Annotated in this window: 26 protein-coding genes; 5 read left to right on the top strand and 21 right to left on the bottom strand. The window is 65.9% G+C overall.

Going from position 1 to position 25,799, the window contains the following annotated elements; all coding sequences use genetic code 11:
- Window positions 1–94: 94 nt before the first annotated feature.
- The gene (locus tag ACSZPK_RS03520) at window positions 95–1,213 is read right to left on the bottom strand and encodes a PilT/PilU family type 4a pilus ATPase (protein ID WP_437879996.1); all 1,119 of its coding nucleotides are present in this window, start codon (window positions 1,211–1,213) and stop codon (window positions 95–97) included.
- A gap of 179 nt (window positions 1,214–1,392) precedes the next feature.
- Between ACSZPK_RS03520 and ACSZPK_RS03525 the strand changes: the two genes are divergently transcribed.
- Window positions 1,393–2,646: a VWA domain-containing protein gene (locus ACSZPK_RS03525; RefSeq protein WP_437879997.1), complete on the top strand. Its 1,254-nt coding sequence runs from the start codon at window positions 1,393–1,395 to the stop codon at window positions 2,644–2,646.
- 358 nt (window positions 2,647–3,004) lie between these two features.
- On the opposite strand, the gene ACSZPK_RS03530 is transcribed toward ACSZPK_RS03525, so the two are convergent.
- From ACSZPK_RS03530 to ACSZPK_RS03600, 15 genes are all read right to left on the bottom strand, one after another.
- Window positions 3,005–3,583, bottom strand: a complete 579-nt coding sequence (locus ACSZPK_RS03530) for a TerD family protein (protein ID WP_437879998.1) — start codon at window positions 3,581–3,583, stop codon at window positions 3,005–3,007.
- Window positions 3,584–3,713: 130 nt separating this feature from the next.
- The gene (locus tag ACSZPK_RS03535; protein ID WP_437879999.1) at window positions 3,714–4,289 is read right to left on the bottom strand and encodes a TerD family protein; all 576 of its coding nucleotides are present in this window, start codon (window positions 4,287–4,289) and stop codon (window positions 3,714–3,716) included.
- Window positions 4,290–4,317: 28 nt separating this feature from the next.
- Entirely contained in the window at window positions 4,318–5,352 is a 1,035-nt protein-coding gene (locus ACSZPK_RS03540) for a TerC/Alx family metal homeostasis membrane protein (RefSeq protein WP_437880000.1), read from the bottom strand.
- A gap of 11 nt (window positions 5,353–5,363) precedes the next feature.
- On the bottom strand, window positions 5,364–5,813 hold the full coding sequence (locus ACSZPK_RS03545) for a tellurite resistance TerB family protein (RefSeq protein WP_437880001.1): 450 nt from the start codon (window positions 5,811–5,813) through the stop codon (window positions 5,364–5,366).
- 59 nt (window positions 5,814–5,872) lie between these two features.
- Entirely contained in the window at window positions 5,873–7,054 is a 1,182-nt protein-coding gene (locus tag ACSZPK_RS03550) for a TerD family protein (RefSeq protein ID WP_437880002.1), read from the bottom strand.
- The gene (locus ACSZPK_RS03555) at window positions 7,051–7,644 is read right to left on the bottom strand and encodes a TerD family protein (RefSeq protein ID WP_437880003.1); all 594 of its coding nucleotides are present in this window, start codon (window positions 7,642–7,644) and stop codon (window positions 7,051–7,053) included. Before ACSZPK_RS03555 ends, ACSZPK_RS03550 begins: the two co-directional genes overlap by 4 nt.
- Window positions 7,645–7,646: 2 nt before the next feature.
- Window positions 7,647–8,378: an HAD family hydrolase gene (locus ACSZPK_RS03560; RefSeq protein ID WP_437880004.1), complete on the bottom strand. Its 732-nt coding sequence runs from the start codon at window positions 8,376–8,378 to the stop codon at window positions 7,647–7,649.
- Window positions 8,375–9,322 (bottom strand): HpcH/HpaI aldolase/citrate lyase family protein, encoded by a 948-nt coding sequence (locus ACSZPK_RS03565; RefSeq protein WP_437880005.1) that lies wholly within the window; start codon window positions 9,320–9,322, stop codon window positions 8,375–8,377. Before ACSZPK_RS03565 ends, ACSZPK_RS03560 begins: the two co-directional genes overlap by 4 nt.
- Window positions 9,322–10,416, bottom strand: coding sequence for a cysteine protease StiP domain-containing protein (locus ACSZPK_RS03570; protein WP_437880006.1), 1,095 nt, complete (start codon window positions 10,414–10,416; stop codon window positions 9,322–9,324). The genes ACSZPK_RS03565 and ACSZPK_RS03570 overlap by 1 nt, the downstream gene beginning before the upstream one ends.
- Window positions 10,409–11,167, bottom strand: coding sequence for a trehalose phosphatase (locus ACSZPK_RS03575; RefSeq protein WP_437880007.1), 759 nt, complete (start codon window positions 11,165–11,167; stop codon window positions 10,409–10,411). The genes ACSZPK_RS03570 and ACSZPK_RS03575 overlap by 8 nt, the downstream gene beginning before the upstream one ends.
- The gene (locus tag ACSZPK_RS03580; RefSeq protein WP_437880008.1) at window positions 11,157–12,284 is read right to left on the bottom strand and encodes a phosphoribosyltransferase domain-containing protein; all 1,128 of its coding nucleotides are present in this window, start codon (window positions 12,282–12,284) and stop codon (window positions 11,157–11,159) included. The genes ACSZPK_RS03575 and ACSZPK_RS03580 overlap by 11 nt, the downstream gene beginning before the upstream one ends.
- 161 nt (window positions 12,285–12,445) lie before the next feature.
- The gene (locus ACSZPK_RS03585; RefSeq protein ID WP_437880009.1) at window positions 12,446–13,588 is read right to left on the bottom strand and encodes a trypsin-like peptidase domain-containing protein; all 1,143 of its coding nucleotides are present in this window, start codon (window positions 13,586–13,588) and stop codon (window positions 12,446–12,448) included.
- Between the two features lie 109 nt (window positions 13,589–13,697).
- Window positions 13,698–14,696, bottom strand: a complete 999-nt coding sequence (locus ACSZPK_RS03590) for an ATP-grasp domain-containing protein (protein WP_437880010.1) — start codon at window positions 14,694–14,696, stop codon at window positions 13,698–13,700.
- 55 nt (window positions 14,697–14,751) lie between these two features.
- Window positions 14,752–15,684: an AEC family transporter gene (locus ACSZPK_RS03595; RefSeq protein ID WP_437880011.1), complete on the bottom strand. Its 933-nt coding sequence runs from the start codon at window positions 15,682–15,684 to the stop codon at window positions 14,752–14,754.
- Window positions 15,685–15,731: 47 nt separating this feature from the next.
- Entirely contained in the window at window positions 15,732–16,622 is an 891-nt protein-coding gene (locus tag ACSZPK_RS03600; protein ID WP_437880012.1) for a tetratricopeptide repeat protein, read from the bottom strand.
- Window positions 16,623–16,687: 65 nt separating this feature from the next.
- Between ACSZPK_RS03600 and ACSZPK_RS03605 the strand changes: the two genes are divergently transcribed.
- Window positions 16,688–16,942 carry a hypothetical protein gene (locus tag ACSZPK_RS03605; protein ID WP_437880013.1) on the top strand — a complete coding sequence of 85 codons (255 nt, stop codon included), beginning with the start codon at window positions 16,688–16,690 and terminating at the stop codon, window positions 16,940–16,942.
- 40 nt (window positions 16,943–16,982) lie between these two features.
- Here ACSZPK_RS03605 and ACSZPK_RS03610 read toward each other — a convergent pair whose 3' ends face one another.
- From ACSZPK_RS03610 to ACSZPK_RS03620, 3 genes are read right to left on the bottom strand one after another with little or no spacing between them, the layout of a single operon-like run.
- Window positions 16,983–18,221 carry an MFS transporter gene (locus ACSZPK_RS03610; protein WP_437880014.1) on the bottom strand — a complete coding sequence of 413 codons (1,239 nt, stop codon included), beginning with the start codon at window positions 18,219–18,221 and terminating at the stop codon, window positions 16,983–16,985.
- A complete protein-coding gene (locus tag ACSZPK_RS03615; RefSeq protein ID WP_437880015.1) occupies window positions 18,218–19,222 on the bottom strand; it encodes a methyltransferase domain-containing protein in 1,005 nt (334 codons plus the stop codon). Before ACSZPK_RS03615 ends, ACSZPK_RS03610 begins: the two co-directional genes overlap by 4 nt.
- Complete coding sequence (locus tag ACSZPK_RS03620; RefSeq protein WP_437880016.1) at window positions 19,222–21,225, bottom strand: TonB-dependent receptor; 2,004 nt, start codon at window positions 21,223–21,225, stop codon at window positions 19,222–19,224. The genes ACSZPK_RS03615 and ACSZPK_RS03620 overlap by 1 nt, the downstream gene beginning before the upstream one ends.
- A gap of 129 nt (window positions 21,226–21,354) precedes the next feature.
- Here ACSZPK_RS03620 and ACSZPK_RS03625 point away from each other — a divergent pair, with 129 nt between their 5' ends.
- The 3 genes from ACSZPK_RS03625 (at window position 21,355) to ACSZPK_RS03635 (ending at window position 23,278) form a co-directional block, all read left to right on the top strand.
- Window positions 21,355–22,293: a helix-turn-helix domain-containing protein gene (locus ACSZPK_RS03625; RefSeq protein ID WP_437880017.1), complete on the top strand. Its 939-nt coding sequence runs from the start codon at window positions 21,355–21,357 to the stop codon at window positions 22,291–22,293.
- A gap of 248 nt (window positions 22,294–22,541) precedes the next feature.
- Window positions 22,542–22,778, top strand: coding sequence for a hypothetical protein (locus tag ACSZPK_RS03630; protein ID WP_437880018.1), 237 nt, complete (start codon window positions 22,542–22,544; stop codon window positions 22,776–22,778).
- 95 nt (window positions 22,779–22,873) lie between these two features.
- On the top strand, window positions 22,874–23,278 hold the full coding sequence (locus ACSZPK_RS03635; protein WP_437880019.1) for a GFA family protein: 405 nt from the start codon (window positions 22,874–22,876) through the stop codon (window positions 23,276–23,278).
- Between the two features lie 162 nt (window positions 23,279–23,440).
- Here ACSZPK_RS03635 and ACSZPK_RS03640 read toward each other — a convergent pair whose 3' ends face one another.
- Together ACSZPK_RS03640 and ACSZPK_RS03645 are read right to left on the bottom strand one after the other, a co-directional pair.
- Entirely contained in the window at window positions 23,441–25,390 is a 1,950-nt protein-coding gene (locus ACSZPK_RS03640) for a DUF7844 domain-containing protein (RefSeq protein WP_437880020.1), read from the bottom strand.
- Window positions 25,387–25,680, bottom strand: a complete 294-nt coding sequence (locus ACSZPK_RS03645) for a DUF2388 domain-containing protein (RefSeq protein ID WP_437880280.1) — start codon at window positions 25,678–25,680, stop codon at window positions 25,387–25,389. Before ACSZPK_RS03645 ends, ACSZPK_RS03640 begins: the two co-directional genes overlap by 4 nt.
- Window positions 25,681–25,799 lie beyond the last annotated feature (119 nt).

Below are 25,799 nucleotides of genomic sequence, written 5' to 3' on the forward strand. Positions count from 1 at the left end.
CTCCGGTCGCCCGCGACGAGGAGTACGCCTGGCGGGGTCTATGGCGAGAGCGGAATCTCCATCAGAACCCGTCCGTCCGGCATGGTTCGACCGATCAGCCATCGCGCAGCACTTTCAGCTCGGCATCCTCCGAAGAGAAGCCGCGTTCGAGCTTGACCTTGAGGCTCAGGTCGGTGCGCGAGTCGGCGTGCTTGAGCGCTTCGGCCAGGCTGATGCGGCCGGCTTCGTGCAGCGCGTAGAGGTGCTGGTCGAAAGTCTGCAGGCCCTGTTCGAGGGCGCGCGCGGTGGCCTCGCGCAAGTCGTCGAGCTGGTCGCGCTGGATCAGGTCGCGGATGTACGACGTGCCGAGCATCAGCTCGATGGCGGCCACGCGCTTCTGGGCGATGCCCGGCACCAGGCGCTGGCCGATCACCGCCAGCAGGTTGTGGGCGACATCGGCCAGCACCTGCTTGCGCGCCTCGTCGGGGAAGAAGCGCACGATGCGCTCGATGGCGTGGCTGCTGCTGGTGGCGTGCAGGGTGGCCAGGCACAGGTGGCCGGTTTCCGCATAGTGCAGGGCGTGCTGCATGGTCTCGGCGTCGCGGATTTCGCCGAGCATGATCACGTCCGGCGCCTCGCGCAGCACGTTGCGCAGGGCGTCGGCGAAGCTGTGGGTATCCAGGCCGACTTCGCGTTGGTCGATGATCGAGCGCTGGTGCCGGTGGAGGAATTCGATGGGGTCTTCGATGCAGACGATGTGGCCGCCGCGATGGCGATTGCGGAAGTCGAGCATCGCCGCCAGGGTGGTCGACTTGCCCGAGCCGGCGGCGCCGGTGACCAGGATCAGGCCGCGATCCTGCAGCGCCAGTTTCTCCATCAGCTTGGGCAGGCCGAGGCTGGCGAAGTCCGGGATCTGGTGCTTGATCAGGCGCACCACCATCGTCACTTCGCCACGCTGGTAGTAGACGTTGACCCGGTAGCGCCCGGCGTTCTGCAGGCTGACCGCCAGGTTCATCTCCAGGTCGCGCTCGAATTCGGCGGCCTGCTTCTGGGTCATCAACTGGTAGGCCATGATCTTGACCTCTCCGGCCTTCAGCAGCCGTTCGCCGATGATCTGGCTGTGCCCCTCGACCTTCATGTGCGGCGGCGCGCCGACGCTGAGGAACAGGTCCGAGCCGCCGCGCTCGTGCATCAGTTGCAGGTAAGGGAATACATCGATCGCGTCTTGGTTCATCCGCCTGGCGCTCCATTCCTTCGTGCCTCGAAGCATAGCGTCGCGGCAGCGTGCTTGTCCTCAGGGGCTGTTGCCGGCTGAACTGTCAGCAAGTGCGTCAGGTCGCGCCCAGGCGCGGCAAAGCGCAGTACTATCCGACCTCGCGCCTGGCGCATGCTCGAACAATCAAGGAGGTATTCATGCAAATCAGCCAAGGACAACGGATGCCGTTGTCGAATCTGCTCCAGGGGCAAAGCCTGGGCTTTTCGGTGCAGATCCAGTCGCCGCTGGTCATCGACTTCGCCTGTTTCGGCCTGGATGCCCAGGGCAAACTGTCGGACGACCGCTACATGGTGTTCTTCAACCAACCCAGCAGCCCCTGTGCCGGGGTGAAGTTGCAGGGGGCTGGTGATTTCGCCCTGAACCTGGCCAGCCTGCCGGCCTCCATCGAGCGCCTGGTGTTCACCGCAGCCATCGACGGCAACGGCGCGATGCGCGATATCCAGGCCAGCGCCTTCAGCATCAGCAGCGAAGCCGGCCAGGTGGTCGCCACCTGCCCGTTCAGCGGCGCGACCTTCGCCGGCGAGAAGGCGATCATGCTCGCCGATCTCTATCGCAAGGATGGCCAGTGGCGCCTGGCGTCCAACCTGCAGGGCTTCAATGAAGGCCTGGGCGCGCTGGTGCGGCATTTCGGTGGCGAAGTCGCCGACGAGCCGGCCGCGCCTGCACCTGCCCCGGTGCAGGCGAGTATTTCCCTGGAGAAGAAAGTCGCCGCTGCCGCGCCCCATCTGGTCAGCCTGGCGAAGAAGGCGCAGATCAGCCTGGAAAAGGCCAAGCTCACCCATGTGAAGGCGCGGGTGGCACTGGTCCTCGATGCGTCCGGCTCGATGCACGCGCAGTACAGCAAGGGCCGGGTGCAGGAAGTGGTCAACCGCCTGCTGCCGCTGGCCGTGCACTTCGACGACGACGGCTCCATCGACTGCTGGGCGTTCGGCGCCAAGCCGCAGAAACTCTCGGAAATCACCCTGGCCAACCACAAGGACTTCATCAATACCGACCATTACGGCTGGCGCGACTGGGACGTGGGCAGCCGGATCAACGACGAGCCGCGGGTGATGGAAAAGGTCATCGAACACTACCAGCGCTCGGCGGATCGCACGCCGGTGTACGTGATGTTCATCAGCGATGGCGGCGTGCATGAGAACCGCAAGATCACCAAGCTGATGACCGACGCGGCCAAGCTGCCGATCTTCTGGCAGTTCGTGGGGATCGGCGGGCGTGGCTACGGCATCCTCGAGAAGCTCGACGACATGGGCGGCCGGGTTGTGGACAACTGCAACTTCTTCGCCCTCGACGACCTGCACCAGATCAGCGAAGAGCAGCTCTACGACCAGTTGATGGAGGAGTTTCCGAGCTGGATCAAGGAGGCGACGGCGAAGGGGATCATTGGGTAGTGCGTACGTGGATGATCGTTCCCACGTGGACGCCTCGACGTGGGAGCGATCAATGATTGGTGCACATAGCCGTCATTCCCGCGAAGGCGGGAACCCAAAAAGCGTATTCCCCTTCGGGCCCGCGCAAGCGCTGTTCAGCGATGGAGTCGCTGTCCCGCCTTCGCGGGAATGACGGTATACCGAAACGCCCGCTATTGCCTCATCGCTGCCGACCCTAGCCTGCCCCATCCGCCGGTCAACTGATTGACATAGGCTGCGGTGCTGCTGTCGTCCAGCCTCCAGCGCTCCTATCGTCTTTACAGCCCCTGAAACGACAACAGGCCCCGAAGGGCCTGTTGTTCGAACGCCAGCCGAAGGCTCAGCCGATGCTCACGCCATGGGCTTCAGCCAACGGCTTGAGGCCGCCAGCGAAGCCTTGGCCGATGGCCTTGAACTTGAACTCGTCGCCGTGACGGTACAGTTCGCCGAAGATCATCGCGGTCTCGGTGGAGGCGTCTTCGGACAGGTCGTAGCGGGCGATTTCCTTGCCGTCGGCCTTGTTCACCACGCGGATGTAGGCGTTCGACACCTGGCCGAACGACTGCTTGCGCGCGTCGGCGTCGTGGATGGTCACGGCGAACACCAGTTTCTTCACGTCAGCGGCCAGGCCGGTGAGCTTGACCACGACCTGCTCGTCGTCGCCGTCGCCCTGACCCGAGCGGTTGTCGCCCTGGTGTTCGACCGAACCGTCGGCGGATTTCTTGTTGTTGTAGAAGATGAAGCTGGCGTCGGTCAGGACCTTGCCGCTTTCACCGGTGATGAACACCGAGGCGTCGAGGTCGAACTCGGTGCCGTCGGTAACGCGTGGGTCCCAGCCCAGGCCGACGATGACTTCGCTCAGGCCCGGTGCTTCTTTGGACAGGGAAACGTTACCGCCTTTGGACAGACTTACAGCCATGATTCGATTCCTTCAGATGAGGGGCTTGGGGAAGCCCTGAAAAAGCCATGGATCGTCGCTCCCGCGAAGACGGGAGCCCAGTTCTCTGGATTCCCGCCTTCGCGGGAATGACGACTGTTTCAGATCGTTCTTAGAAGTTCAGGCCATAACCGTTGGCCAGCGCACGCAGGCCTCCGGCATAGCCCTGGCCGACGGCGCGGAATTTCCACTCGCCGTTGTTGCGGTACAGCTCGGCGAAGATCATCGCGGTTTCGACCGAGGCGTCTTCCGCCAGGTCGTAGCGTACGACTTCGGCGCCGCTCACTTCGTTGACGATGCGGATGAACGAGTTGCTCACCTGGCCGAAGTTCTGCTTGCGCGCTTCGGCGTCGTGGATGGTCACGGTGAAGGCGATCTTGTCCACGTCGGCCGGCACGCGGCTGAGGTCGACCTTGATCACTTCGTCGTCGCCGTCGCCGGCACCGGTGCGGTTGTCGCCGGTGTGCTCGACGGAGCCGTCGGCGCTGCGCAGCTGGTTGTAGAAGATGAAATCGGCTTCGCTGCGAACCTTGCCGGTGGCACCCAGGAGGAAGGCGCTGGCGTCGAGGTCGAACTCGGTACCGTCGGTCGCGCGCGGGTCCCAGCCCAGGCCGATGAGGATCTTGGTCAGGCTCGGGTCTGTCTTGGAGAGGGACAGGTTGCCGCCTTTTTGCAGAGTCAGTGCCATGAGAACAGCTCCTTGTGATTGCTACTGATTACTTGGTTTCGCTCGCGGACTCTTCTTTTTCGGGGAAGATCACGCTGGCCAGGATGCCGACCGCCAGTACGGCCAGGACGATGAGCAGGCTGGTGTTCGGCTCGATGCTGATGCCGTGGTGGAACAGGTGGTCGGTGGCGTTCAGGCCCAGTTTGCCGGCGATGAAGAACAGCAGCACGATGACCGCTTTCTCCAGGTGCACCAGGTAGCGCTTGAGGGCTTCGAGGACGAAGTACAGGGTACGCAGGCCGAGGATCGCGAACAGCATCGCCGAGTAGACGATCAGCGGCTCGCGGCTGACCGCGATCACCGCCGGCACGGAGTCGAAGGCGAACAGCACGTCGGAGACTTCCATCACCACCAGGCAGAGGAACAGCGGAGTGGCGAAGATCGCGCCCTTGGCGGCCAGGGTGATGCCCTGGTTTTCCGGCTTCAGCACTTCCTTTTCCAGTTTCTTGCGGCCGACGAAGAAGTTGTGGCCGTACAGCTTCGGCCAGACCGGGAACAGCTTCTTGGCGAAGCGATAGGCGATGTGCTGCGAGTAGTCTTCTTCCTCGTCGTCATCGTCACCGCTCCTGAGCATCATCACCGCGGTCCAGGCGACGATCAGGGCGAAGACGATCTCGACCCACGGGCCGAAGGCCAGCAGGCCGGTGCCGATGGCGACGAAGATGCCACGGAACACGATGGCGCCGATGATGCCCCAGTACAGCACGCGATGGCGCAGGCCGTCCGGTACCTTGAACCAGGCGAAGATGGCCATGAACACGAACAGGTTGTCGACGCTCAGGACTTTCTCCAGCGCATAGCCGGTGACGAACAGGCTGGCCGCCTCGGCGCCGTGGTGGATGTAGAGGAAGCCGGCGAATGCCAGGGAAATGGCGACCCAGAACACCGACCAGAGCGACGCGCCGATCAGGGTGATCGGTTGATCCTTGCGGTGAGTGACCATATCCAGCAGCAGCGCGCCGACGGCGATGCCGACGAACACCGCCATGGTCTCAGGAGGGAAACCGATGTGAGTAGATTCCACGTTTGCGTACCTTAGAGTTCAAAGTCCGCCGGGCTCAGGCCCAGCTCCAGGCAAATCAGGCGGCAGGCCGCCCGTTCTTTTTCATCGAAGTCGCCATCGGAGGCACCGATGGCGCAGGCGACACGTACCAGCAGGCGGGCTTCGCCGTCCTTGCCCTTGATCTTGCCGATGTTCTTCAAGGCTTCGGCCTGACCGATCTGGAAGTCGAATTCGAACTTGCCGCAGGCGTCGTTGAACACCTTGATCACGTCGCTGATGTTGAAGACCTTCAGCTCCGGCGAATTGTTGATGAAACCGGCCATCTTATGTTTTTCCGCGGCGCTGATCTCGCCGTCGGCGGCGCTGATCAGCGCGCAGGCATTGGCCACCGCTTCCATGAAGGTGCGGTTCTTGAACTTGGCGACTTCCGTCGTCAGGGTTTCGCGGGCTTTGGCCGCGTTGGTTTTCAGCCAGTCGAGCATGGTGTTTCCCCCTTTGGGCGCAGTCTCGCTCTCGGTTTCGGAGTCAGGACTGCGCGATATTACTTTGAGCCGGCGCTCCAGCGCATACCCCAGCCATAAGCCTGGTCCATCTCGCGGTGGCCTTGGTGGAAGTCCACGCGGCGGCTCACCTTGACGGCTCCGTTGTCGTTTTCCAGCAGGGCGATGGCACACATGCCATAGCGACCGCCTTCCTCGTTCAGACGCACTTCGATCTCGGGCTGACCGGGAATGAAGATGGTCACCACGCCGTCGGTTTCCTTCCAGTTCGGTGCGCCATCGTAGATGAACGCGAACACCAGGATGCGACGGATTTCACTCCACTTGTGTCCGTTGATGTGCAGCCACTCGCCATCCGACACCGAACCGGTGCGGTCGTCACCCATCAGTTGGATGTAGGGTTCGTTGTGCAGGTCGCCGAAAGCACGGCCCAGGGCCTGTACCGCGCCCTTGTAGCCGTCCTGCAGTTCGAACAGGCAACCGACGTCCAGGTCGACCGACTTGTTGCGGCTGAAGAACCCGCCGCCGCTCTTGCCCTTGTTCCAGTTGAGGTTGACCTTGATCTCGCCGAAGCCGGCGGCGGTCTTCTCCAGGCTGATGCTGCTGCGGCTCTTGTCCAGGGTGATCTTGCTCAGGCTCACCGTCGGCTTCGGCGCTGCCGGGGCAGGCGCTGGCGCGGGAGGTGGAACCGCGGCAGGCGCCGCCTGGCTTGGCGCAGGCGCCGCGACCTCGACGCCGAAGTGCTTGGCCAGCGGCTCCAGGCCGCCGGCGAAGCCCTGGCCGACGCAGCGGAACTTCCACGCGCCCTGGCGCAGGTAGAACTCGCCGAGGATCAGCGCGGTTTCCTTCATGCCGCTGGTGGGGATCTGCGCTTCGAGACCGCCGCTGACCGTCAGCGACAGGCTCGACACGCGGTCGAAGGCGGCCTTGTTCTCGTAGATGGTGGCGGTCAGCGCGATCTTTTCCACGGCGCTTTCCAGGCGTGCCAGGTCGACCGTGAACTCGGCGCGACCGGCGCTGCTGCTGGTCAGTTGCAGTGCGCCGCCGAGCACACTGGTCTGGCCGTAGAAGCACATGTCGCCGTCGCCACGCACCTTGCCGCTGGTGCCCAGGGCGAACGCCGAGATGTCGATGTCAGCGCCCGGGATCGGCGAATAGACGATGGCGACCTGCAGCGGGCCGGCGGCGACAGGCGCGTTGGCGCCCGGGGCCAGGGTGGTCATGCGCGCACCGCCTGGATCGCCAGGTTGACCAGGTCATCGGCGGTACGGCCGTTGGTCGACTGGCCGATGGCCTTGAACTGCCAGCCATCGGCGCCACGACTCAGGCTGGCCATGACCACGCCGGTGTGGCCGCCTTTCTCGGCCAGGTTGAAGCGCGCCAGTTCCTTGCGGCCGGCATCGTCGAGGATGCGGCAGTAGGCGTTCTCGACCTGATCGAAGGTCTGGCCACGGAACGAGTTGACGGTGAACACCAGATGCTGGGCACTGGCCGGCAGGCGTTGCAGGGCAACGCGGATGGTCTCGTCGTCGCCGTCGCCTTCACCGGTGAGGTTGTCGCCGGAGTGCTGGATCGAGCCGTCCTTGGATTCCAGTTGGCGGAACCACACCAGGTCCAGCGGGTTGTAGGCCGAATCGAGGACGATGCACGAGGCGTCGAGGTCGATCTCGTCATTGCCGCCGCCCAGCAGCTTGGACAGGAAACCCTTGGCTTTCACCGGGTCCCAGCCCAGGCCCAGGCTGACCGAAGTCAGGCCGCTACCTGCGGTCTTTTCCAGGGAAATGCTCTGATTCTTGCTCAGGGTGAGTGCCATGCTTAAGCTCCTTGCTGGTTGTCGGGTGTCGATTTACTGATGGCCTTGGGCGCGATGCCCCCTGGCCCTGGGGTTTTTTTGAACGGTGGGCGGCGGCGCTGCCAGGTCGGATGGAAATGGCGCCAGTGCGGGTCGTGGGCGGCGGCCAGCAGTTCATGGTCGCCACGCGTGTCGCCCCAGGCGCGCAGGCGATAGTCGGTCAGTTCGCCGTAGACCGCCTCCAGGCGCAGTACCTTGTTTTCGCAGCGGCAGTTGTTGCCGGCGATGCGCCCGGTCAGGCGCCCGTCGACCACTTCCAGTTCGGTGCCGATCAGCTTGATCCCCAGGCGCTCGGCGAACGGACGCAGGACCAGCGCCGGCGACGCCGAGCACAGGGTGACTTCGGCGCCCGAGGCCAGTTCGTCGGCCACCGCGGTCAGGCCCGAAGGGCGCATCAGTCGCGGCCAGGCGCGCTGGCAGAAGACCTCGGCGCGTTGCGCCACCCATTGCGCATCCGCGCCGGAGAGGAAGGTGCTGATCAGTCGCGCCTTGAGCTCATCCCGGCTGACGCCGCGCGCCAGGTAGCGCAGGCTCGGCCCGGTCAGGCGCAGCATGCGCTTGAGGAAGGCGCGCTTGCCGAAGGCGAAGCGCAGGAACGGCACGAAGCTGTCATGGCGCGTCAGCGTGCCGTCGAAGTCGAACACCGACAGCACCTTGGCCCCGACCGGGCCGCTTTCCAGCATTTCAACGCTCATCGAATCACCTCTGCCAGGCGCACCGGCTCGCCGCTCGTGGCTTCGGCTTGTCTGACCCCATGCCACTTGGCACGTTCGAGGATATTGCTCGCCCATTTGTAATGGGTGGCCGGTTCGCACATGGCGTCATTGTGTTTGAACACTGCCGGAGCCACGTCGTTGACGATCAGCCGCGCGCAGTTGAGGTCCTCCAGGCTGACCCGCAGGGCGTCCTGGATCTGGTTGATCTGGCTCGGATGGATGGCGGTCTTGCCGACCAGGCCGTGGGACATGTCCAGCTCCAGCTCTTCTTGTAGCAGATCGGGCGTTGCCAACTGTTCGAACACCGGCGCGGTGAGGGCGAACCCTTGGGCGCCCATGACGCCGGCGAGCATCGGGATCGCATAGCCCATCGGCGTGGCGTACAGCGTGCGCGCCGGGTTGCGGCGCAGGCCCAGGCAGCCGAGCAGGTCGTTGCCGCCGATGCGCAAGGCGATGATGCGTCGATCCAGGTTGGCCTTCAGCGCCTGGCCGAGTTCGACCATGGCCCCGGGATTGTACACATCCGGGGTTTCCAGGGTGGGCATGAGGAACAGCTCGGGGTTGGTCACCGCCTGTTCCCAGATGGCCAGGTTGCCGAGGGTCAGTTTCGGCACCACGAAACCATCGACATGGCGCAGCAGCGGCCAGTCGTTGAGGATCGCGGCCATCGTCGCATCGCGTGGGCGCACGAACAGCAGCGGCCCGCCCTCGGGGCGTCCACCCTGGGCTTCGATGGCCAGCAGCAGGTTGCGCAGGTTTTCCAGCGCGGTTTGCACATCGATGTCGGCGACCGCGTCTTCCAGGCACACCACCAGCGAACGCAGCTCGGGCAGCTTGGTGGCGAACACCAGTTCGAGAATGTCGCTGCGCGTCGCCGGCATGTACAGGGTGGCGCCAAGGGCGAAAGGCGAGATGGGTTTCATCAACCGACCCTCCGGATGACCGTTACGGCGCGATAGGGACCGAGGGCCGCGCCGATTTCCTCGACACTGACCCCGGCGCGCTCGGTCAGGTGCATCAGCAGTTGCACGTCGCGGTCGCTGCGGTCGCGTACCAGCACATGCTCGGGCACCCGGCGCAGCACGGCGCGGGTCGCTTCGGCGATACCGGGCTTGACCCGGTTGAGGTTGTCGATGGCGAAGCGGGCGGCGAGGGAATGTACGACCTCATCGGCAGCGGCCTGCAGTTCCTGCTTCTGCCCCAGGCTCCACGGCGTGGCGGCGGCGACTGGCGCCAGGGCCGCGCGTTCGGCCTCGATCCGCTCGATGAACGGTCGGGTCACGTCGTGTTCATGCAGGTGGTCATAGACCACGCAGCCGTGCAGGCCGCCGTCTTGCGGCCAGATCGAACGCGAGACCAGGCCGGATACGGTGGCGCCGAGAATACCGGAGGGAATCACCCAGTCTTCCGCCGAGGCGGACAGCCAGGCGCGACCGCACGGGTCGGCCAGGACCACCAGGCGCGGCTCGGCGGGAAAGCGCGGGTCGCCACCCAGGGTGCGCTTCAGTTCGCCGGAAATCGCGCCTTTTCCCGTCCAGCCGTCGACGAATACGATGTTTTCCGCACCATGACGCTGGATGATCGCCTCCAGGGCGACGATGTCGATGCCACGGTCGCGGATGATGCTCACGCCATAGTGATGGGCATCGCGGCCCAGGTCGAGCAGCGCCCGGCGCAGCAACACGCCGAGCGGCAGGCCGGCGCGCACGAACGAGACCAGGGCAATGCTGGCTCCGTGGTATTGGCGATCCAGCGCCAGGGCCAGGGACTGCACATCGGCGGCCATGCGCGCGCCGTTCTGCGCCAGTGCCCGGGCATACAGGCCCATGTGCATCTCCGTGGGCGCGCTTTCCTGGCTGATCATTTCCGAGTAGTGCTTGCGCTGGCTCTGGATCAGCCGCTCTTTCTCCTCGACGTCGGTCAGCTCGATCTGCACCGGTTGCAGGAGGAAGTGCACGTCGTCCGCGGCGTAGCTGCCGCTGCCAACGGTCGACAGGGTATTGATCGCATCAGTCATCGAGCAGCCCCTCGACCGCCTTGGCCAGTTGCCCGTGGCTGGGGGTTGCCCAGAAATGGCATTCGCTCATGAAACCGAGGTCGGTGACACTGTCGCCGAAGCCCAGCACCGGCCGTTCGCCATGCCGGGCGCGGTCGCGGCGCAGCCATTCCTGCACGGCCAGGCGCTTGGCCAGGCCATCGGGCAGGAACGCCAGGTTGTTGCCGTTGGCATGGATGTGCAGGCCGTCGAGCAGGTTGCGACGCTGGACCTCGGCCAGGACGTTGCTCAACGCCGCGTCGTCCGACTCGTTGTGCTTGGTCACCACGTAATGGCGCAGGCCCTGTTCCTCGACCACCCAGCCACGCAGGGAGTGACCGAGCTCCTGGCCGATTGCCAGGGTGGTGGCGCTGAGCTGCGGCAGGCGTTCGCGATAGGGGCGCAGGGTCGCTTCCATCTGCGCGTGCCAGTCGCGGTCGTATTGGCCATCGGGGCCGAGCATGGCGCCGCCATGGGAGCAGATCGCGCCGAACACGAAGGGCAACCTGACCCGGCTGTAGGCTTCGATGCTGCGCGCGGTGACCGGCACCAGGTCGGCCGAATCGGACAGCCAGGCGAAGAATGCCTCCTGTGTCGGGCTCATGAAACCGTTGGGCTGGCCGTTGACGTCGAGGGTGACGCCGACGCGCGGGCTGCCCGCCGGCATCTTGCGCGCGGTCTGGAACAGGGTGTCATCGAGGTCGACGAAGACCAGTGGGCGTTCATTGACCATCGACGATGACCTCCGCATTGAGTGTTTCGATCAGTTCGCGGGGCAGGGCTTCTCGCGGCGTTTCGCTGCAGATCAGCACGCGGTCGAACTGACCGGGGCGGACGTTGTAGAGAAAGTTGGGGATGCCCAGGCCGTAGTTGTCGGAGAACGACAACGCATGCTCGATGGCATGGCCGATGGCGATGGGCGAACGGGTGGTGGAACTGAAATGCACGTCCGCCCCTGCGCGTTCCAGGCGTTCGGCCAAGAGAAACGGGCGCCAGACGAATTCGCTGGTACCGACCACCAGGATCTTCTCGCCCGCTTGCACCCGCAGGTCCGGCGCCAGGCTGTCTTCGACCTGGCGGGTACCCAGTCGGCCCCAGTCATTGCGTGCCGACAGCGGCCAGTCGCCAACCGCGACGGCGCCGACATCGGGCATTTCCGGCAGCGGTACGCTGCGATCCTCGTGGAAATGGTAGGAGCCGTTCATCAGCGAAACCTGGCTGGCCGCCGCCCCGATGCTGGCGCTGACGGCGCCGCCCGACCAGTCGGTGAGCACGCAGGTGACGATGCGTTCGATGCGGTTCAGGCCGGCATCGAGCAGGGCGCGGTGCAGGTTGATGAAGGTCTTGCCGGTGGAGGCCTCGTCGTCCACCAGGACCAGCGAGCGCGCCTGCTGCATCAGCGTGCGCAACCCTGCATCCTGCGGCAGGTGGATCAGATGGGCGCTGGCGTGGCTGTGTTCTTCCTCGAAACGGGCGAACAGTTCGCTGCCCAGCGGATGGCGGGTGCTGACCAGGTACAGGCTGTCGTCGCGGGTCTTGCTGTAGGCGCGGTGCACGCCGGCGCCCAGGCCGACGGCGGTCTCGGCCATGCCGATGACCAGCACCGGGCCGGGCAGGTCGGCGGGGATTTCCGCCGCCAGGCTGTCGAAGCTGGCGGCCATGCGCGACGGCCGGGCTGGAATGTGGCGGCCGAGCACTTTCGATACGAACAGGAATGCACGCAGGGGATTGCGCCGCTCGGCGAAGCCGAACAGGGACTCGGGCGGGAGCACGGCGTCGGTGACCTTGACTTCGAGCAATCCGCGCCTGAGTTGGGCCTTGAGAGAGGCGGGTACTGCTTTGCTTTGCATGACTACTTCCTGGGGTTTCAACAACGTTCTAACAGGTGGCGCTTGCGGGTGGTCGGTGAAGAGGCGCTGCGTGCAGCTTGTGGCCAAGCGGCCGCATAGGCTACCGCGACTGCGTGATAACCGGCTCGCTCCCCCCGTCGTGGCGGGGCTTCAATGTGTTTCTACGGATTACGCGCCTCGATCTTCCACAACGATTGCTGTGCTTCACGGGCCATCTGCGCCGTGGTGAAGGTCTTGCCGGTCGCGCTGCGGCAGGCGGCCACGCCACAGGCGTCGAGGAAGGCCAGGATCAGACCGGCCTTCACCGCGAAGTTCATGTTCTGCGCATCGGGCACGGTGGAGGTGACCATGCCGACCATCGCGCCGCTGCCATCGAACAGCGGGCTGCCGCTGGAGCCCGGCTGGATCGGCGCGGTGAACTGCAACAGGCTGGCGTCGTTGTGCAGGCCGAACAGCGCGGAAACGCCACCCTGGGTGACATGCACGCCGCCGCCGGCCAGGCCGGCGAGGGGAAAGCCCAGGGCCACCACCGATTCGCCGAGGTCGCAGCCCATGCCGTCCTTGAACGGTACTGGCTTGAACGCCGGCGCGCCCTGGATGCGCAGCAGTGCCAGGTCGTTGCGCCGGTCCACCACCACCGGCTCGGCGCGATGGCGGCCTTCGAAGGAGGCGATGTGGATTTCGCTCATGTCCTCGATGACATGGGCGCAGGTGAGAATGTGCGTCTCGGTCACCGCGAAGCCGGTGCCGGTGGCGCCGGAGGGGCGATTGCCACCACCGCCGCCACTCGGGCCGCGCCGCTGCGGATGGGCGTCGTCGATATCCGTGCCGATGCGCCGGCCCAGGGCGGACAGGCCGTAGGCCGAGCCTTCGGCCAGGGCGCGGAATTTCCATTGCTGGTTACGGCAGTAGAACTCGCCGATGATGATTGCCGCCTCGCCATTGCCGGTTAGGTCCAGGCGGTATTCGATGTTGCTCTCGACCTGCAGGCGCAGGGCGCGCAGCTCGCTCACCGGGCCGGCGGCGGAAAAGCTGTAGACCACCAGCAGCAGACGGTCGGCGCCTTCCGGCAACTGCCCGAGCTTGAGGGCGCAGCCGATCTTTTCCTGGCTGCCGCTCCAGTCCATCCACGGTTGGGTGATCTGGAACAACGCCGCGGCGCCCTTGGGCTGGCGCTTGTCATCCGTGGGAATCAGCGCCACGGCGGCGTATTCGCCAAAGGCTGTCGGATTGTCGCACTCAAGCGTCCAAGAACACTCGGTGGCTCCTAAAGCGGTGTTTGCACCAGGTGCCAGCGCCATCATCCCTGCATTGCTCCCTGAACCACTGGGCTCTGTCGAAGTGTGAATGGAAGCCGGGTCGGCGGCTTCCGAAAGGTTTTGGAAAGTATCAGATTGGATACGGCATTTGATATCAGTTGGCAGCCGGCACCGCAACGGTGATGGCCTTGACCCGGACATCCGGTTTCCAGTTCTGTGCGGGCTCGCTCAGACCGAGGCGGCGCGTGGCGAAAATCCCCGGCAGGTTGATGCCGGTGTGGCGCCCATAGCCGATGCCGCCGGAGTAACGCGGGTTGATCTCCAGCAGATGGGGCTTGCCATCGGCGTCGTCGCGGGTTTGTACGTTGACCAGGCCGTCGCACTGGAAATGCGCGGCGGCCTGCACCGCCAGCTCGACGGCGGTCGAGTCGATTTCGAAGGTCTGGTGCAGGCCCTGCTTGCGTCGGCCGAGGAAGGCCACCGGGCGCCCGGCCTCGCAGACCATGTCGACCGAGCATTCGCTGCCGGGCATGTACGGCATCACCAGCATGGTCGGCTGGCTGGCGCTTTTGCCGTAGGCGTCCAGGTAAGTGGTGAAACTGACCTCACGGGCGTCCGGGTTGGCGAAGCAACGGAACGGGTCGGCCTGCTCCTTGAAACGCCAGAAGCCCTGGCCATAGATGCCGACGGACGGTTTGATGCAGACCTCGCCCTGGGTCTTGAGTTGCTCATAGGCGGCGACCAGTTCCTCGGCGCTGCTCACCGTCAGTGCCGGTACGCAGGCCAGGCCGGCACGCTCGGCCTCGGCGGTGAAACGGCTCTTGTCATCGACCAGTTCGAAGGTGCGCAGCGAGGTGCCGCCGGTGACCAGTTGCAGTCCGTGGCTTTCGAAGCGCGCGCGCTGGGCCTCGAACACGCTGCCCACACGCCCCACCAGCAGCACCTTGATGGCGTGGCTCAGGGCGGTTTCCAGGGCCCAGTCGATGCGCTCCTGGTTGTCCTTCGGCTCGATGAAACTGACATCCGCATGGCCGGTGATTTCCGGGCGCTCCTGGCGGTGCGAGGCGTAGATGCGGACCTCGGCGGGCAACGCTTCGCGGGCCCCGAGGATGATGTCGCGCTGGCTGGACTGCCCTTCAAGAAACCAGATCAAGGTGGGGTGCTCGGTAGAGAAACAAGGGCATGGATTCTACCGGAGTGGCGCTCGCTCAAACCATTGCCAGTACGACCAGCAGGCTGCCAGCCGCAAGCAGTGTCTGCAGGGTGATGATCCCGGCCATCAGGTGGCTGTCGCCGCCGAGCTGGCGGGTCAGGACATAGGCGGTCGGGGCCGTGGGCAGGGCGAAGAACAGGATCAGCACGGTGCTTTCCATGCCGGACAGGCCCAGCACGCGGGTGACGACATAGGCCAATAGCGGCATGGCCAGCAGGCGCAGTGCGCAATTCCAGGCCAGGGCCGGGACTTCGCCGCTCAGTTCCTGCGGGCGTAGCGCCGCGCCAACGCAGAGCAGGCCCAGCGGCAGGCTGGTCACCGCCAGCAGGTTGAACAGCCGCTCCACCCCGCCGCCCAGGCCCAGGCCACAGAGGTTGTACGCCGCGCCAGCCAGGCAGGCGAGGATCAGCGGGTTCTTCGCCATCGGCAGCAACAGGCCCTTGAGGCTCACGCCACGCTCGGCAGTCAGCGCCCAGACCGACATCAGGTTCACCGTCGGCACCATCAACGCCAGCATCAGCGCCGCCAGCGCCAGGCCGTCCTTGCCGAACAGCGCGCCTACCGCCGCCAGGCCGAGGTAGGTGTTGAAGCGCAGGATGCCCTGGCTGATCGCACCGAAACGGGCCGCCGACCAGCCCAGCGTGCGCCTGGCCAGCAGCAATGCCAGCCAGCCGATACCCAGGCCTAGCAGAACGGCCAGGGCCAGGCGCGGCAGCGCCGGGTTGTCCAGCGGCGCGGTGGCCAGGCTGCTGAACAGCAGGGCGGGAAACAGGATGAAGTAATTCAGGCGTTCGGCCGTCGGCCAGAACTCATCGCCGGGGAAGCCCTTGCGCCGCAGCACATAGCCGCCAACGATCAGGGCGAACAGTGGCCACAGGGCCTGGAGCAGAACGAGCACGACGCACTCCCGTCGAGGTGGAGCGTGCATCTTGGGCAAGCGTGGCGGTCATCGCAAGCGGGTCATGGCCGATGGACTCAATGCAGGGAGGTCTTGCCCAGCACGCATTCGAGCCTGAGCAGATGGCGCCGGTCGTCGCTCCAGCGCGCCAGCAGCGTACGGATCAGGGCTTCGTCGGGACCGGCGATGGCCACCAGGCGAATCGGCTGGTGCTCATCGAATGGCACTTCTTCGTGGTCGTGCTTGCTATGGGGCACGCCTTCCGAGCATTGCTTGCACAGCAGGCGTATGGAGCGCGACCAGTCTTCGCCGGCGATGCGGTGCTCGACGAGCAGGGCGAGCAGGTCGTCCACGTCGTCCAGGTCGCTGACGTGCAGCTCGGCTTCGAAGGTCTGGTTGTCCGACGCTTCGAACAGTTCGAGGACGTTGAACACCGGGTAGCGATGGCCGTTCAGCTCGCGCTCGCCGACCGCCGCGCCGTCGTGCAGGACCACGTCGCCATAGCGATAGCCCGACTCGCCGTAGGGAATGTTGACGATGCGCACGCGTACCGGATCGATGCGCTGGCCCCACACCACTTCGCCACCCTGCTGTGGATTCAGGCGCACGGGGGTATGGCCGAAGTCCTTGCTGATCGGCGTATCGCCCGGCTCCACGGACATGCCCAGGCGCTGCCAGACATCCCGCGCGGTGCGCCAGTCATGGTTGGCGGTGGCGGCGATGGCCAGGTTCCAGTTGGCGGCCTCGTGCCCGTCGTCCAGATCGACCGCGCGCTGGTTGGCCCGCTGCGACTCGGCCCAGAGGCCACGGTATTTGTGGATCAGGCCGATGTTGTAGTACGTGCTGGGGCGGTCGTCGTCGAGCTCCAGGGCGCGCTGGTACAAGGCCAGTGCCTGCTCCTCGTCACCCGCGTCGTGCAGGTCCATGGCTTGCTGGTGCAAATCATGGGCGATGTCCTGGTCGGCCATGGCGGCTATCTCCTTGCTTGTTCTGATTGGAGTCACTGGCGGGGCGGCGAGCTTAAAGGTTGCCGATGCCCATCGGCCAGATGCAGGTGATCGTTGCGCATACCGGGCTGACGAACGAAGTCCAGGGCGATTCAGTTTGGCAGGGCACGAGAGGACGTTCGGACATGCATTTATGGGAGGGGGTGCATACGAATGGCGGCAGCGAGGCAATTGCGGACGTTCGTTATTCCTCCGTCATTCCCGCGAAGGCGGGAACCCAGAAGCGCTTTTTTATTTGGGCTCCCGCCTGCGCGGGAGTGACGGCTAAACACACCGAGTAATGACGACCGCTCCTGCCTCGAAGCCGCCTGATTGGAAACCTCAGCGCTGCGAGGCTGCAAGGTTATGAGACGCACCGCACACCCGCTCACGCTGGCTCCAGGCCAGTGCCAGCGCAATGCCCACGCCCAGCAGCAGGCCGCTGAGCATGCCGACATAGCCGAAGCGGTCGAGCAGGATGCCGGCCAGCAGCGGCACGCAGGTGCGCGCGGCGATGAACAGGCTCGACTGGATGCCATAGTCCAGGGCGTCCAGGCTGGGCCGGGTGTGCTCCATCATCAGGCCGAACACCAGGCCGGCCGAGGCGCCCATCGCCAGGGCCACCGTCAGCGCCGCCACGACCAGGATCTGCGGGCCGAGTTGCAGGCCGAGCGCGGCGATCAGCAAGAGCAGGGCGACCAGGTTGCCGAATGCGAACAGCGGCAGGGCGACGCGCGCCTGCACCAGACGCGTGATGCGCGCCGCGCCCAGGCTGGCGAGGGCGCCGAGCACGCCGCCAGCGATGCCGACCAGCATCGCCACGCGCTCGGCGGCGAAACCCTGGTCGAGCAGCAACGGCTTGAGGTACAGCCAGGCGCTGCCGATGAACGGAAAGTACAGCAGCACCAGTACCGCCCAGACCCGCCGCTGCGCGGTGGCGAAGTAACCCGGCCATTGCCGCCAGTCGACCTGTTTCGGGCCGATCTCGTCGGCCTGCACGGGCGTCATCGTGCGCAGCAACGGTACCAGCAGCATGCCGCCGAGCAAGCCGAGGGCGAGGACGCGAAACGGCCAGGCCCAGCCCAGGCGCGCGTGGATCAGCAGCATCACCCCGCCGCCGCCGATGGCACCGAGGGAAGTCGCCGCCGAGCGTACGGCGCCGGCACGAATGCGTTCGCCGGGCGGCAGGATGCGGATCGCCAGGGCGTTGACCGGCACGTCAGCCCAGACCCCGAGCAGGTTGACCAGCACGGCCAGGGCGAACAGCAGCGGGCGTGGCGTGTTTTGCAGATCGTGCGCAGCGAATATCAGCAATGCCACGGCATAGCCGCTACCCAGCAGCAGCGCCCAGTTGCGGTAGCTGGAGCGGCCGAGGCGATAGCGATCCACCGGCGTGGCGAGGATGAACTTGAGCATCGCCGGCAGCCCGGCCAGTTGCAGCAGGCCGATCTCGGTGCCGCTCCAGCCCTGCTGGCGCAGCACCAGTGGCAGGCCGACATAGAGGTAGATGATCGGCGCGGTCAGCACCAGGTTCAGCCAGCCCAGCAGCAGGTGCTGTGGCCACCAGCGTTTCGTGGTCATGGGTGCAGTCCCGTGTGCAGCCACACCGGCGCCATGGGGAAGGCGGCGCGACCTGGCGAGGTCACCTCGACGAAGCCGGCACGCTGCATGGCCTGGGCGATCTCGCCCGGACGCGGCACGTATTTGCCGCGCATCCTCATCGCCGTGTAGAACGGCAGCACCTGGGCGGCGAGGTCGGCGTCGGCGGCGATCTCGGCGTGGGCGATGATCAACCGGCCGCCAGGGTTGAGCGCGGCGAACATCTTCTCCAGCGCGCCTTGCGCGTCGTGCACGAAGTGCAGCACCGAGGAACACCAGATCAGGTCGTAGCCAGCGGCCAGCTCGTCGCGGTCGAGGTCGCAGCCCTGCACGTCGAGGCGTTCGCCCAGGCCGGCCTGCTCGATGTTGTGCCGCGCTACCTCGGCGGTGGCCAGCAACTCACCCAGCGTGCCGGTCCAGCCCGGCAGGCGCCGGGCCAGGGCGATGGCGATGTGGCCGGGGCCGCCGCCGAGGTCGAGGAAGCGACCGCGCTCGGCCAGCGGCCAGCGTTCCAGCAGGCGCAGCACGGCCGGCACGCTGACCGCCTGCTGTTCCTGGCTGATCTGTACCTGTGCGGCCTGGACCCAACCGCCGGGCGGCTGCTCGCCGGAAGGGCCGTCGACCAGCAGGTTGTCCATCTGCGTGGCGAAGGCGCCGAGCACGCGGGCGCGGTATTGCCAGGCCTGGGCGCAGTTATCCACAGCACCTTCGATAAAGAAGCGCACGCTCAGATCGGAGATGCGGTAGTGCGGCACCTCGCGCTGGTCGCGTTCGAGCAGGTCCATGCTCCACAGCAGGTCGAGCCACACCGCCGTGCCGCCAGCGTGCAGGCCCAGGCGTTCGGCGATTTGTGTGGCGCTGGCGGGCTGTTGCAGCGCTTCGAACAGGCCACGGTCCAGGGCCAGGTTCAGGGCTTGTGTCTGCACCGGTGCCGCGGCCAGGTTCCAGAAGGGTTGCAGGGGATGGGCGGGATGGAAGTTCATCAGCGGTTCCAGGTCAGGCGCAGGCCGAATTCGCGCGGCGGGCTGTACACGGTGACGAAGCCGTTCTGGTAGCCCACGGCGTCGTAGCGCTGCTCGGTCAGGTTGTTGGCGTAGGCGGCGAGTTCCCAGTTCTGCAAGCGATAGCCGGCGAGAAGGTTGACCTGTGCATAACCGCCGCGCAGGTAGCTGTTGGCGGCGTCGAGGTAGACCTTGCTGCTGCCGACCAAGCTGGCCTGGCCGTACCAGCCGGCCGGCGCGTCGTAGCGCAGGTCGAGGTGGCCGGTGTAGTCCGGGGCGAAGGGGTTGTGCTGGCCGTCGTAGTTGGCGCTGCCGTCGCGGAAGGTGGCGAAGCGTGTGCGGTTCCAGGCCACGCCGGTCTTCAGTTGCCAGCCGTGGCCGAGCATGTAGTCGAGGTCCAGCTCGATGCCGCGCGAGGTCGCGGTGGCGGCGCTGGTGATGTACAGCGTCCCCGGCGTCGGCATCTGCGTGACCTGCATGTCGTCGATGTCCATGTAGTAGCCGGCCAGCGAGTAGCGCACGCGGCGGTCGGCGAACCAGCCCTTGAGGCCGGTTTCGTAGGACCAGACTTTTTCCGGCTCGAAGGCCGCGTAGTTCAGCCCTGGCGACAGCAGGTTGAAGCCGCTGGTGCGCACGCCACGGCTGGCGCTGAAGTACCACTGGTGATCGGCGTCGATCTGGTATTGCAGGGCCAGCTTGGGCGAGAAGTGGGTGTCGTTCAGCGAACGGCTGGCGCCGCCGCGTGGCTGGAATTCGACCTTGGTGTGCTCGACGCGGGCGCCGGCCTGGATCGACCAGGCGTCGTTGAGCGGAATCGTCCAGTGGCTGAACAGTGCTTGGGTGGTGCTCTGCTGGTCGGCGTACAGTTGGTTGAGCTGCATCACGGTCTTGCTGGTGGTGTGCAGGTCGTTGTCGCTGCGGTCCAGGTAGACCCCGGCCAGCCAGTCGGCGGCACCCAGCTTGCCTTCCAGGCGCAGCTCCTGGGAGAACATGCGCAGCTGGTGGTCGCGGGCGATGTACAGCAGGTCGGCCGGGTTGAAGTCGGTGTCCTGCTGCACGTCGTCGTCGAAGGCGTTGTAGGCGCTGATCGAGCGCAGGTACAGGTCCGGCGCCAGTTCCTGGGAGGCGTTGAGCGACAGGCTCTGGCCCCGGGACTGGTTGTAGCTGTCGGTGCCCGAGGCCACTGTCTCGCGCTTGGCCGTCGGCGCGCCCCACAGCGAGGCGCCGTCGTCATACTGCTGGCGCGCGTAGCGCAGCACCAGGTCGGTCTTCTCGCTCGGCGTCCAGCGCAGGCCGAGGTTGAGGTTGTTGCGCTTGCGCGTGTCTTCCTTGTGGCCGCTGACGGTGTTGTCGATGAAACCGTCCTGCTCCGACCAACTGCCCGAGGCGCTGGCGAACAGGGTGTCGTCAATCAGCGGCTGGGCGACGGCGAAGCTCACGCCGTGCTTGTTGCGGCTGCCGACTTCAGCGGAAACGCGTGCGCGCGGCTGGTTGTCCATCGGCCGGCTGTATAGGGCGATTACCCCGGTTTCGGCGTTGCGCCCGTACAGCGTCGATTGCGGTCCACGCATGACCTCGATGCGCTCGATGTCCAGCAGGCCGTTCTCGTAGCCCTGGGCGGTCAGGGTCGGCACGCCATCGACCAGCAGCAGGGTCGAGGTCGACATGCTGTTGAAGTTGGCGGTCAGGCCGCGCATCACCGGCGAGTTGACCCCGGATTGGCCGAACGGCTGGAACGACAGCCCGGGTACGCGGCCCTCCAGTTGTTCCAGGCTGTCGAGGCCCTGCTCGTCGATGTCCTGGCCATCGACCACGGCGATGCTGGCGGCGACTTTCTCCAGCGGGCGTTCGATCTTCTCCGAGCTGACGCTGATCGACGGCAGCTCGGTGACCGTATCGGCTGCCATGGCCAGTGGCGAGAGCGAGGCGAGGGCGCTGAAGGGCAGGAGGATAGGGAGGCGGCGCAGGCTGAAATGCTGTTCCATGGAAAGACCCGAAGTGACGACGCGCCGACATGCCGCGTCCTCGGATCACTATAAAATCTCGATGAGAATGGTTATCGTCTGATCCTTAGGCGAAACGGATTCTTTCTTGGTCATTTCGGAGCGCACGCCGTGACTTACCGCTTGTCCGCTGCGGATATCTCCCTCGCTGTCGATGTCGGGCGCGGCGCCTGGCAGCGCACGCAGATTCCCGAGGAACTGGGGATCGGTTATGCCGACCGCCTGATTCTCGACGACGGCCTGAGCCTGGCCTGTTCCTGCTACCGGCCCGGGCGCGACCTGTGCGAGCAGAGCGTGATCGAGCGCGACGAGCATGCCTTGATCATTACCGTGGCCATGGCCGGCGCGTCGAGTTATCAGAGTGGCGATGGCCGCGAGTTCGCTTTCAAGGCCGGGCATACCACGGTCACCGCGTTCCGCCAGGCGCGGGGCGAGCGGCTGTACCGGGCGGATGAAGAGGTGCGCCAGGTGCGTTTGATCGTGGCCGCCCCGGTGCTGCGCAAGTGCGCCCTCGAAGGCCTGCTCGACGACCGGCAGCGTGATCGTCCGGTCTGCCAGCTATTCCATGGCGTCAGCGATGCTGCCAGCGCGCAACTGGCCGGCAACCTGGCGCGTCTGCATGGGCAGCAGGGCGGCGTGCTCGATCTGCAGATCGCCGCGCTCAGCCTGCTCGCCGAGCAGGCCCGTCGCGTGGCGTCGCCAGCGTCGGTCCAGCAGCCTTTGCGCAGCGACGACCAGGAGCGCCTGCTGCGGGCCCGCGACATCCTCGTGCAGCAGTTCGACCGACCGCTGACCGTGGCCTACCTGTGCGCCACGGTGGGCATCAACGAGTTCAAGTTCAAGCAGGCCTTTCGCGAGCTGTTCGGCACCAGCCCGCATCGCATGCTCACCGACATTCGCATGCGCAGGGCCTGGACATTGCTCGAAGCGGGCGAGCAGGCGGCCAGTGTCGGCTACAAGGTCGGCTACCAGCACCCGTCGAGTTTCAGCGCGGCGTTCCAGAAGCACTTCGGGCGCACGCCGAAATCCATCGCGCCGGGGCGGGGTTGACGCTTCGAATCGGGTCGCCGGTGCTTCGCTCTGGTGCAGGCGCTCGCCTCTTTCACACCTGAATGCCGCGTTTTACCGGTGAATTAGCCTGTGGTGCGAACCTTGCTAGCGGGGAATCGCCTGCTTTCCCCTCGGCCCAGTCTGGGGGGGCAGGTCAACAGCAAACCAATAAGTGAGAACACCCAGAAAAAGCCATATCTCACCAGGGGCAATGCACGATGGAATTGACCAAAGCCGTAATCGATTGCATGAGCACACTCCGTCGACGTCTGCGCACTGACCACGCGCTGGATATCCGACTCAGCCAACCCGATGCCATCGAGCAGATGCTGCGGGCCTGCGAAAGCTCGGGGCAGGACGACCTTGTCGGCCTGGGCGAGCGTCTCAGTGAACTGACTGGGGTGCGCTTGCCGAAGATCCTCAACGAAGAAGAGTTGATCCGCCGTTATACCCAGGCTCATTACGCCGGCCCGTTGCGCGGCTGACCCTGGCGCCCCACGCGCTTGCCTGGGGCGTCTCGCCGGCAAACCAATTCGGCTGCACACTGTCCGACCTGGATACCAGGCCGGGGAGCCCATCCATGACTGAATCCCACAGCGGCGGCTGCCATTGCGGCCGCCTGCGCTACCGTTTCGATGCGCCGCTGCGCGACATCGCCCATTGCCATTGCTCGATCTGCCGGCGTACCACCGGTGGCATCGTCACCACCTGGATCACGGTGCCGCTGAGCAGCTTTCACTGGATACAGGGCAGTGCCGCGGCCTACGCCTCGTCGGCGACCTGCACGCGCTACTTCTGCTCGCACTGCGGCTGCAACCTGGCGCTGTTCACCACCCAGAGCCCGGACACCCTGGACGTCACCGTGGCGACCCTGGATGACGTCGAGCAGGCACTGGCGGACCGGCATATCTGGACCGAAAGCCGCTTGAGCTGGTTGACGCTGGATGGGCATCTGCCGGAGGAGCAGCAGGAGGTGATCTTTTAGCTTCACCGTCGGGGGAACCCGGCATCTATTGGATTCCCGCCTTCGCGGGAATGACGAGGTTGAATCAGGGTGGAGTGAGTCAGGCGGACGTTTCGCTTTACCGTCATTCCCGCGAAGGCGGGAATCCAGAAGCCCGCCGTCTATTGATCGAGCGATCACGGATCAGGGCAAGACAATCCCGCCACTCGCCTTGTGCAACTCACGCAGGTGGGCGCCGAGTTGCTTGAGGTTGGCTTCGCCGGCTTGCACTTCCTGGCGCCGTTCGGGTTCGAGCAACTGGCGCACTTCCTTGTCCAGGTCGTCGCTGAGACGACGCAGGGTCTGCTGGCGTTCGTCGCTCTGCGCTTCCAGGCGCTGGCGTTCGCTCTGTTGAGGCAGGCCGTAGCCGCTGTCGAGCAACTCCGCCGGTTTGCTGAGAAAGCCGCTGTTGGCCAGGATGTCGCGCAGGGTCCGGTCGGCTACGCCGAAGCCCGGCTCGTGGATTTCCCGGGCCTTGAGGTAGCGCTGCTTGAGGTCTTCCTGGGCCAGCAGCAGCTGCCGGCGCATGGCGGCCTGTTCGAGCAGCAGCAGGGCGGCGCTGGCGCGCAGGTCGGCCTTGGCGAACCAGGGCTGGCGCTCGCGGGCCGGCAGTTGCAGCCAGTCTTCGACCTTCTCTTCAGGGATCGGCAAGCGCTCGCGCAAGACCTTGAACATCGCCTGGTAGCGGTCGCGGAACGAGTCGAAGCGATAGCCCAGGCGCAATGCCTCGCGCGGGTCGTCGAGCACGCTGCGGTCGGCCAGGCCGCGCGTGACCAGGCCGTCGAGCAGGCCGTTGGGCATGATGCTGTCGAAGGCGCGCAGGCGTGGATTGGCGGTGCCGCCGCGCAGCAGCTTGAGGGTTTCCACCGCGCAGTTGTTGGACAGGAACCAGTAGTCGCCGTCATAGCCCCAGTGCATTTCCAGGGCGCGTTCGAGCAAGTGATCCTGTTCTTCGCGAGTCAGTTTCAGCGGCACCGAGGCCAGGCCACGCAGTTCGACCTTGGTGTATTCGTCGATCACCTGGGCCAGCGGCAACACGAACAGCCGCGACGGATAGGCGCCGGTCAGGCCGTCCCAGCTCGACAATTGCACGTCGCCGACGAAGGCGCGGTAGGACAGCACCAGATGCTGGTCGAGGTCGAGGCGGCAGTCCGGCCCGCGCGGGCGGCCTGGTGCGCAGATCACCAGGCGCAGCATGGTGTGGCCCCAGCGGCTGGCCAACTCGTCGTTGGCTTCGGCGAACAGGTAGTCGATCTCGTAGACGCGCTCGGGGTCGAGCCAGCCCAGCGGTTGGCGGTCGAAGTCGCGGCCGGCATTCAGGTAGGCCAGCGCCCTCGGACACGCCGCCTGCTCGGCCGGCTGCCAGGCGAAGTGCTCGCGCAGGTAGCGCGCCAGGGACGGTCGTCTGCACACGTAGGTGGGGTCGAGAAGGAAGTACTCCATGTTCACCGCGACGAACTCGCGCGGGTTGCTCAGTTCGTAGCGGTCCGGGCTGCGCGCGTCCTGGCCGTTCTGCGACTCGCGTGCGCCGCGCTTGCCGACCTGTTGCTGCCAGCCAGCAAGGTCGAGCAGGCGCGGGTCGTCGCTGAGGGTGAAGCGCCGTGCGGTATCGCCCCGGCACTCGTCGCGCAGGCCGATGGCGCCAGTGGTCGCGGCGGCAGTCGCGCAGCGGTGCAGGCGCGCACGCTCGCTCGGCGACCAGAGGCGGGCGCGGTCGTAAAGGTGGGTCAACTCGTGCAGGACGGTGGCCAGCACCTCGCGGCGCAAGGTCTGGTGCGGGCGATTGGTGCGGGCTTCGGCCTGCTTCGGGTCGAGCAGGCGGGGCAGCAGCCCGCGATTCAGCGCCAGGGCAGCAGGGCCGGTGATGCGGCCGTAGGCGTTGGCCGGCAGGTCATCGCGCCAGCGCACCTCGACCTGGCGGTCCAGGCGCTGGATGAAGCTCGGTGGCAGCGCCCGCATGGCGTCGTCGAGCAGGCGCTGGCTGAGCTGGCGCTGTTCGTCGCTCAGTCCAGGCGCGTCGAGATGCAGCCGCAGGTCGGCCTGGGCGGTGAAGCTGGCCAGCAGCAGGAGGGCTGTCAGCCAGCGGGCTGTCACAGTGCGAGGATGGCTTCGGCGAGGGCCTGGTCGTCGGCGTCGCGGGCTTGCGGCAGGCGCTCGCGCAGGGTGGCGAAGGCGGCTTCGAGCTGGGCGCCACGGATCGCGCCGGCGCTGGCGACGAAGCTGGCAGCGTCGTCACGGGCGGCCTGCACCACCTTCATGTCACGCACCGAGGTGGTGGTGTCGGAGGTGAAGTTGATGCTGCGATCCAGGGCGCGAACGATGATGTTACTGGTCGCCACCGCTGTATGGGCATGTGCGCTGGCAGCGGCGCCGAGGCAGGACATGACGATCAGTGCGGACAACAGGCTACGCATGGAGAGGCTCCGGGACACGGGAAACAAAGGGGAGGTGGCGTATTGGACGAAAAAACGGCTCGGCAGTTCAAGCCGCCGCTGCGCTTGGC

The sequence above is a fragment of the Pseudomonas sp. LRF_L74 genome (genome assembly GCF_965644255.1).
Lineage (GTDB): Bacteria > Pseudomonadota > Gammaproteobacteria > Pseudomonadales > Pseudomonadaceae > Aquipseudomonas.

Excerpts from the sequence above, each read along its gene's own strand:
- ACSZPK_RS03520 (WP_437879996.1), bottom strand. The coding sequence starts at position 1,213 with ATGAACCAAGACGCGATCGATGTATTCCCTTACCTGCAACTGATGCAC.
- ACSZPK_RS03525 (WP_437879997.1), top strand. The coding sequence starts at position 1,393 with ATGCAAATCAGCCAAGGACAACGGATGCCGTTGTCGAATCTGCTCCAG.
- ACSZPK_RS03530 (WP_437879998.1), bottom strand. The coding sequence starts at position 3,583 with ATGGCTGTAAGTCTGTCCAAAGGCGGTAACGTTTCCCTGTCCAAAGAA.
- ACSZPK_RS03535 (WP_437879999.1), bottom strand. The coding sequence starts at position 4,289 with ATGGCACTGACTCTGCAAAAAGGCGGCAACCTGTCCCTCTCCAAGACA.
- ACSZPK_RS03545 (WP_437880001.1), bottom strand. The coding sequence starts at position 5,813 with ATGCTCGACTGGCTGAAAACCAACGCGGCCAAAGCCCGCGAAACCCTG.
- ACSZPK_RS03550 (WP_437880002.1), bottom strand. The coding sequence starts at position 7,054 with ATGACCACCCTGGCCCCGGGCGCCAACGCGCCTGTCGCCGCCGGCCCG.
- ACSZPK_RS03555 (WP_437880003.1), bottom strand. The coding sequence starts at position 7,644 with ATGGCACTCACCCTGAGCAAGAATCAGAGCATTTCCCTGGAAAAGACC.
- ACSZPK_RS03560 (WP_437880004.1), bottom strand. The coding sequence starts at position 8,378 with ATGAGCGTTGAAATGCTGGAAAGCGGCCCGGTCGGGGCCAAGGTGCTG.
- ACSZPK_RS03565 (WP_437880005.1), bottom strand. The coding sequence starts at position 9,322 with ATGAAACCCATCTCGCCTTTCGCCCTTGGCGCCACCCTGTACATGCCG.
- ACSZPK_RS03570 (WP_437880006.1), bottom strand. The coding sequence starts at position 10,416 with ATGACTGATGCGATCAATACCCTGTCGACCGTTGGCAGCGGCAGCTAC.
- ACSZPK_RS03575 (WP_437880007.1), bottom strand. The coding sequence starts at position 11,167 with ATGGTCAATGAACGCCCACTGGTCTTCGTCGACCTCGATGACACCCTG.
- ACSZPK_RS03580 (WP_437880008.1), bottom strand. The coding sequence starts at position 12,284 with ATGCAAAGCAAAGCAGTACCCGCCTCTCTCAAGGCCCAACTCAGGCGC.
- ACSZPK_RS03585 (WP_437880009.1), bottom strand. The coding sequence starts at position 13,588 with ATGATGGCGCTGGCACCTGGTGCAAACACCGCTTTAGGAGCCACCGAG.
- ACSZPK_RS03595 (WP_437880011.1), bottom strand. The coding sequence starts at position 15,684 with ATGCACGCTCCACCTCGACGGGAGTGCGTCGTGCTCGTTCTGCTCCAG.
- ACSZPK_RS03600 (WP_437880012.1), bottom strand. The coding sequence starts at position 16,622 with ATGGCCGACCAGGACATCGCCCATGATTTGCACCAGCAAGCCATGGAC.
- ACSZPK_RS03605 (WP_437880013.1), top strand. The coding sequence starts at position 16,688 with ATGCCCATCGGCCAGATGCAGGTGATCGTTGCGCATACCGGGCTGACG.
- ACSZPK_RS03610 (WP_437880014.1), bottom strand. The coding sequence starts at position 18,221 with ATGACCACGAAACGCTGGTGGCCACAGCACCTGCTGCTGGGCTGGCTG.
- ACSZPK_RS03615 (WP_437880015.1), bottom strand. The coding sequence starts at position 19,222 with ATGAACTTCCATCCCGCCCATCCCCTGCAACCCTTCTGGAACCTGGCC.
- ACSZPK_RS03620 (WP_437880016.1), bottom strand. The coding sequence starts at position 21,225 with ATGGAACAGCATTTCAGCCTGCGCCGCCTCCCTATCCTCCTGCCCTTC.
- ACSZPK_RS03630 (WP_437880018.1), top strand. The coding sequence starts at position 22,542 with ATGAGCACACTCCGTCGACGTCTGCGCACTGACCACGCGCTGGATATC.
- ACSZPK_RS03635 (WP_437880019.1), top strand. The coding sequence starts at position 22,874 with ATGACTGAATCCCACAGCGGCGGCTGCCATTGCGGCCGCCTGCGCTAC.
- ACSZPK_RS03645 (WP_437880280.1), bottom strand. The coding sequence starts at position 25,680 with ATGTCCTGCCTCGGCGCCGCTGCCAGCGCACATGCCCATACAGCGGTG.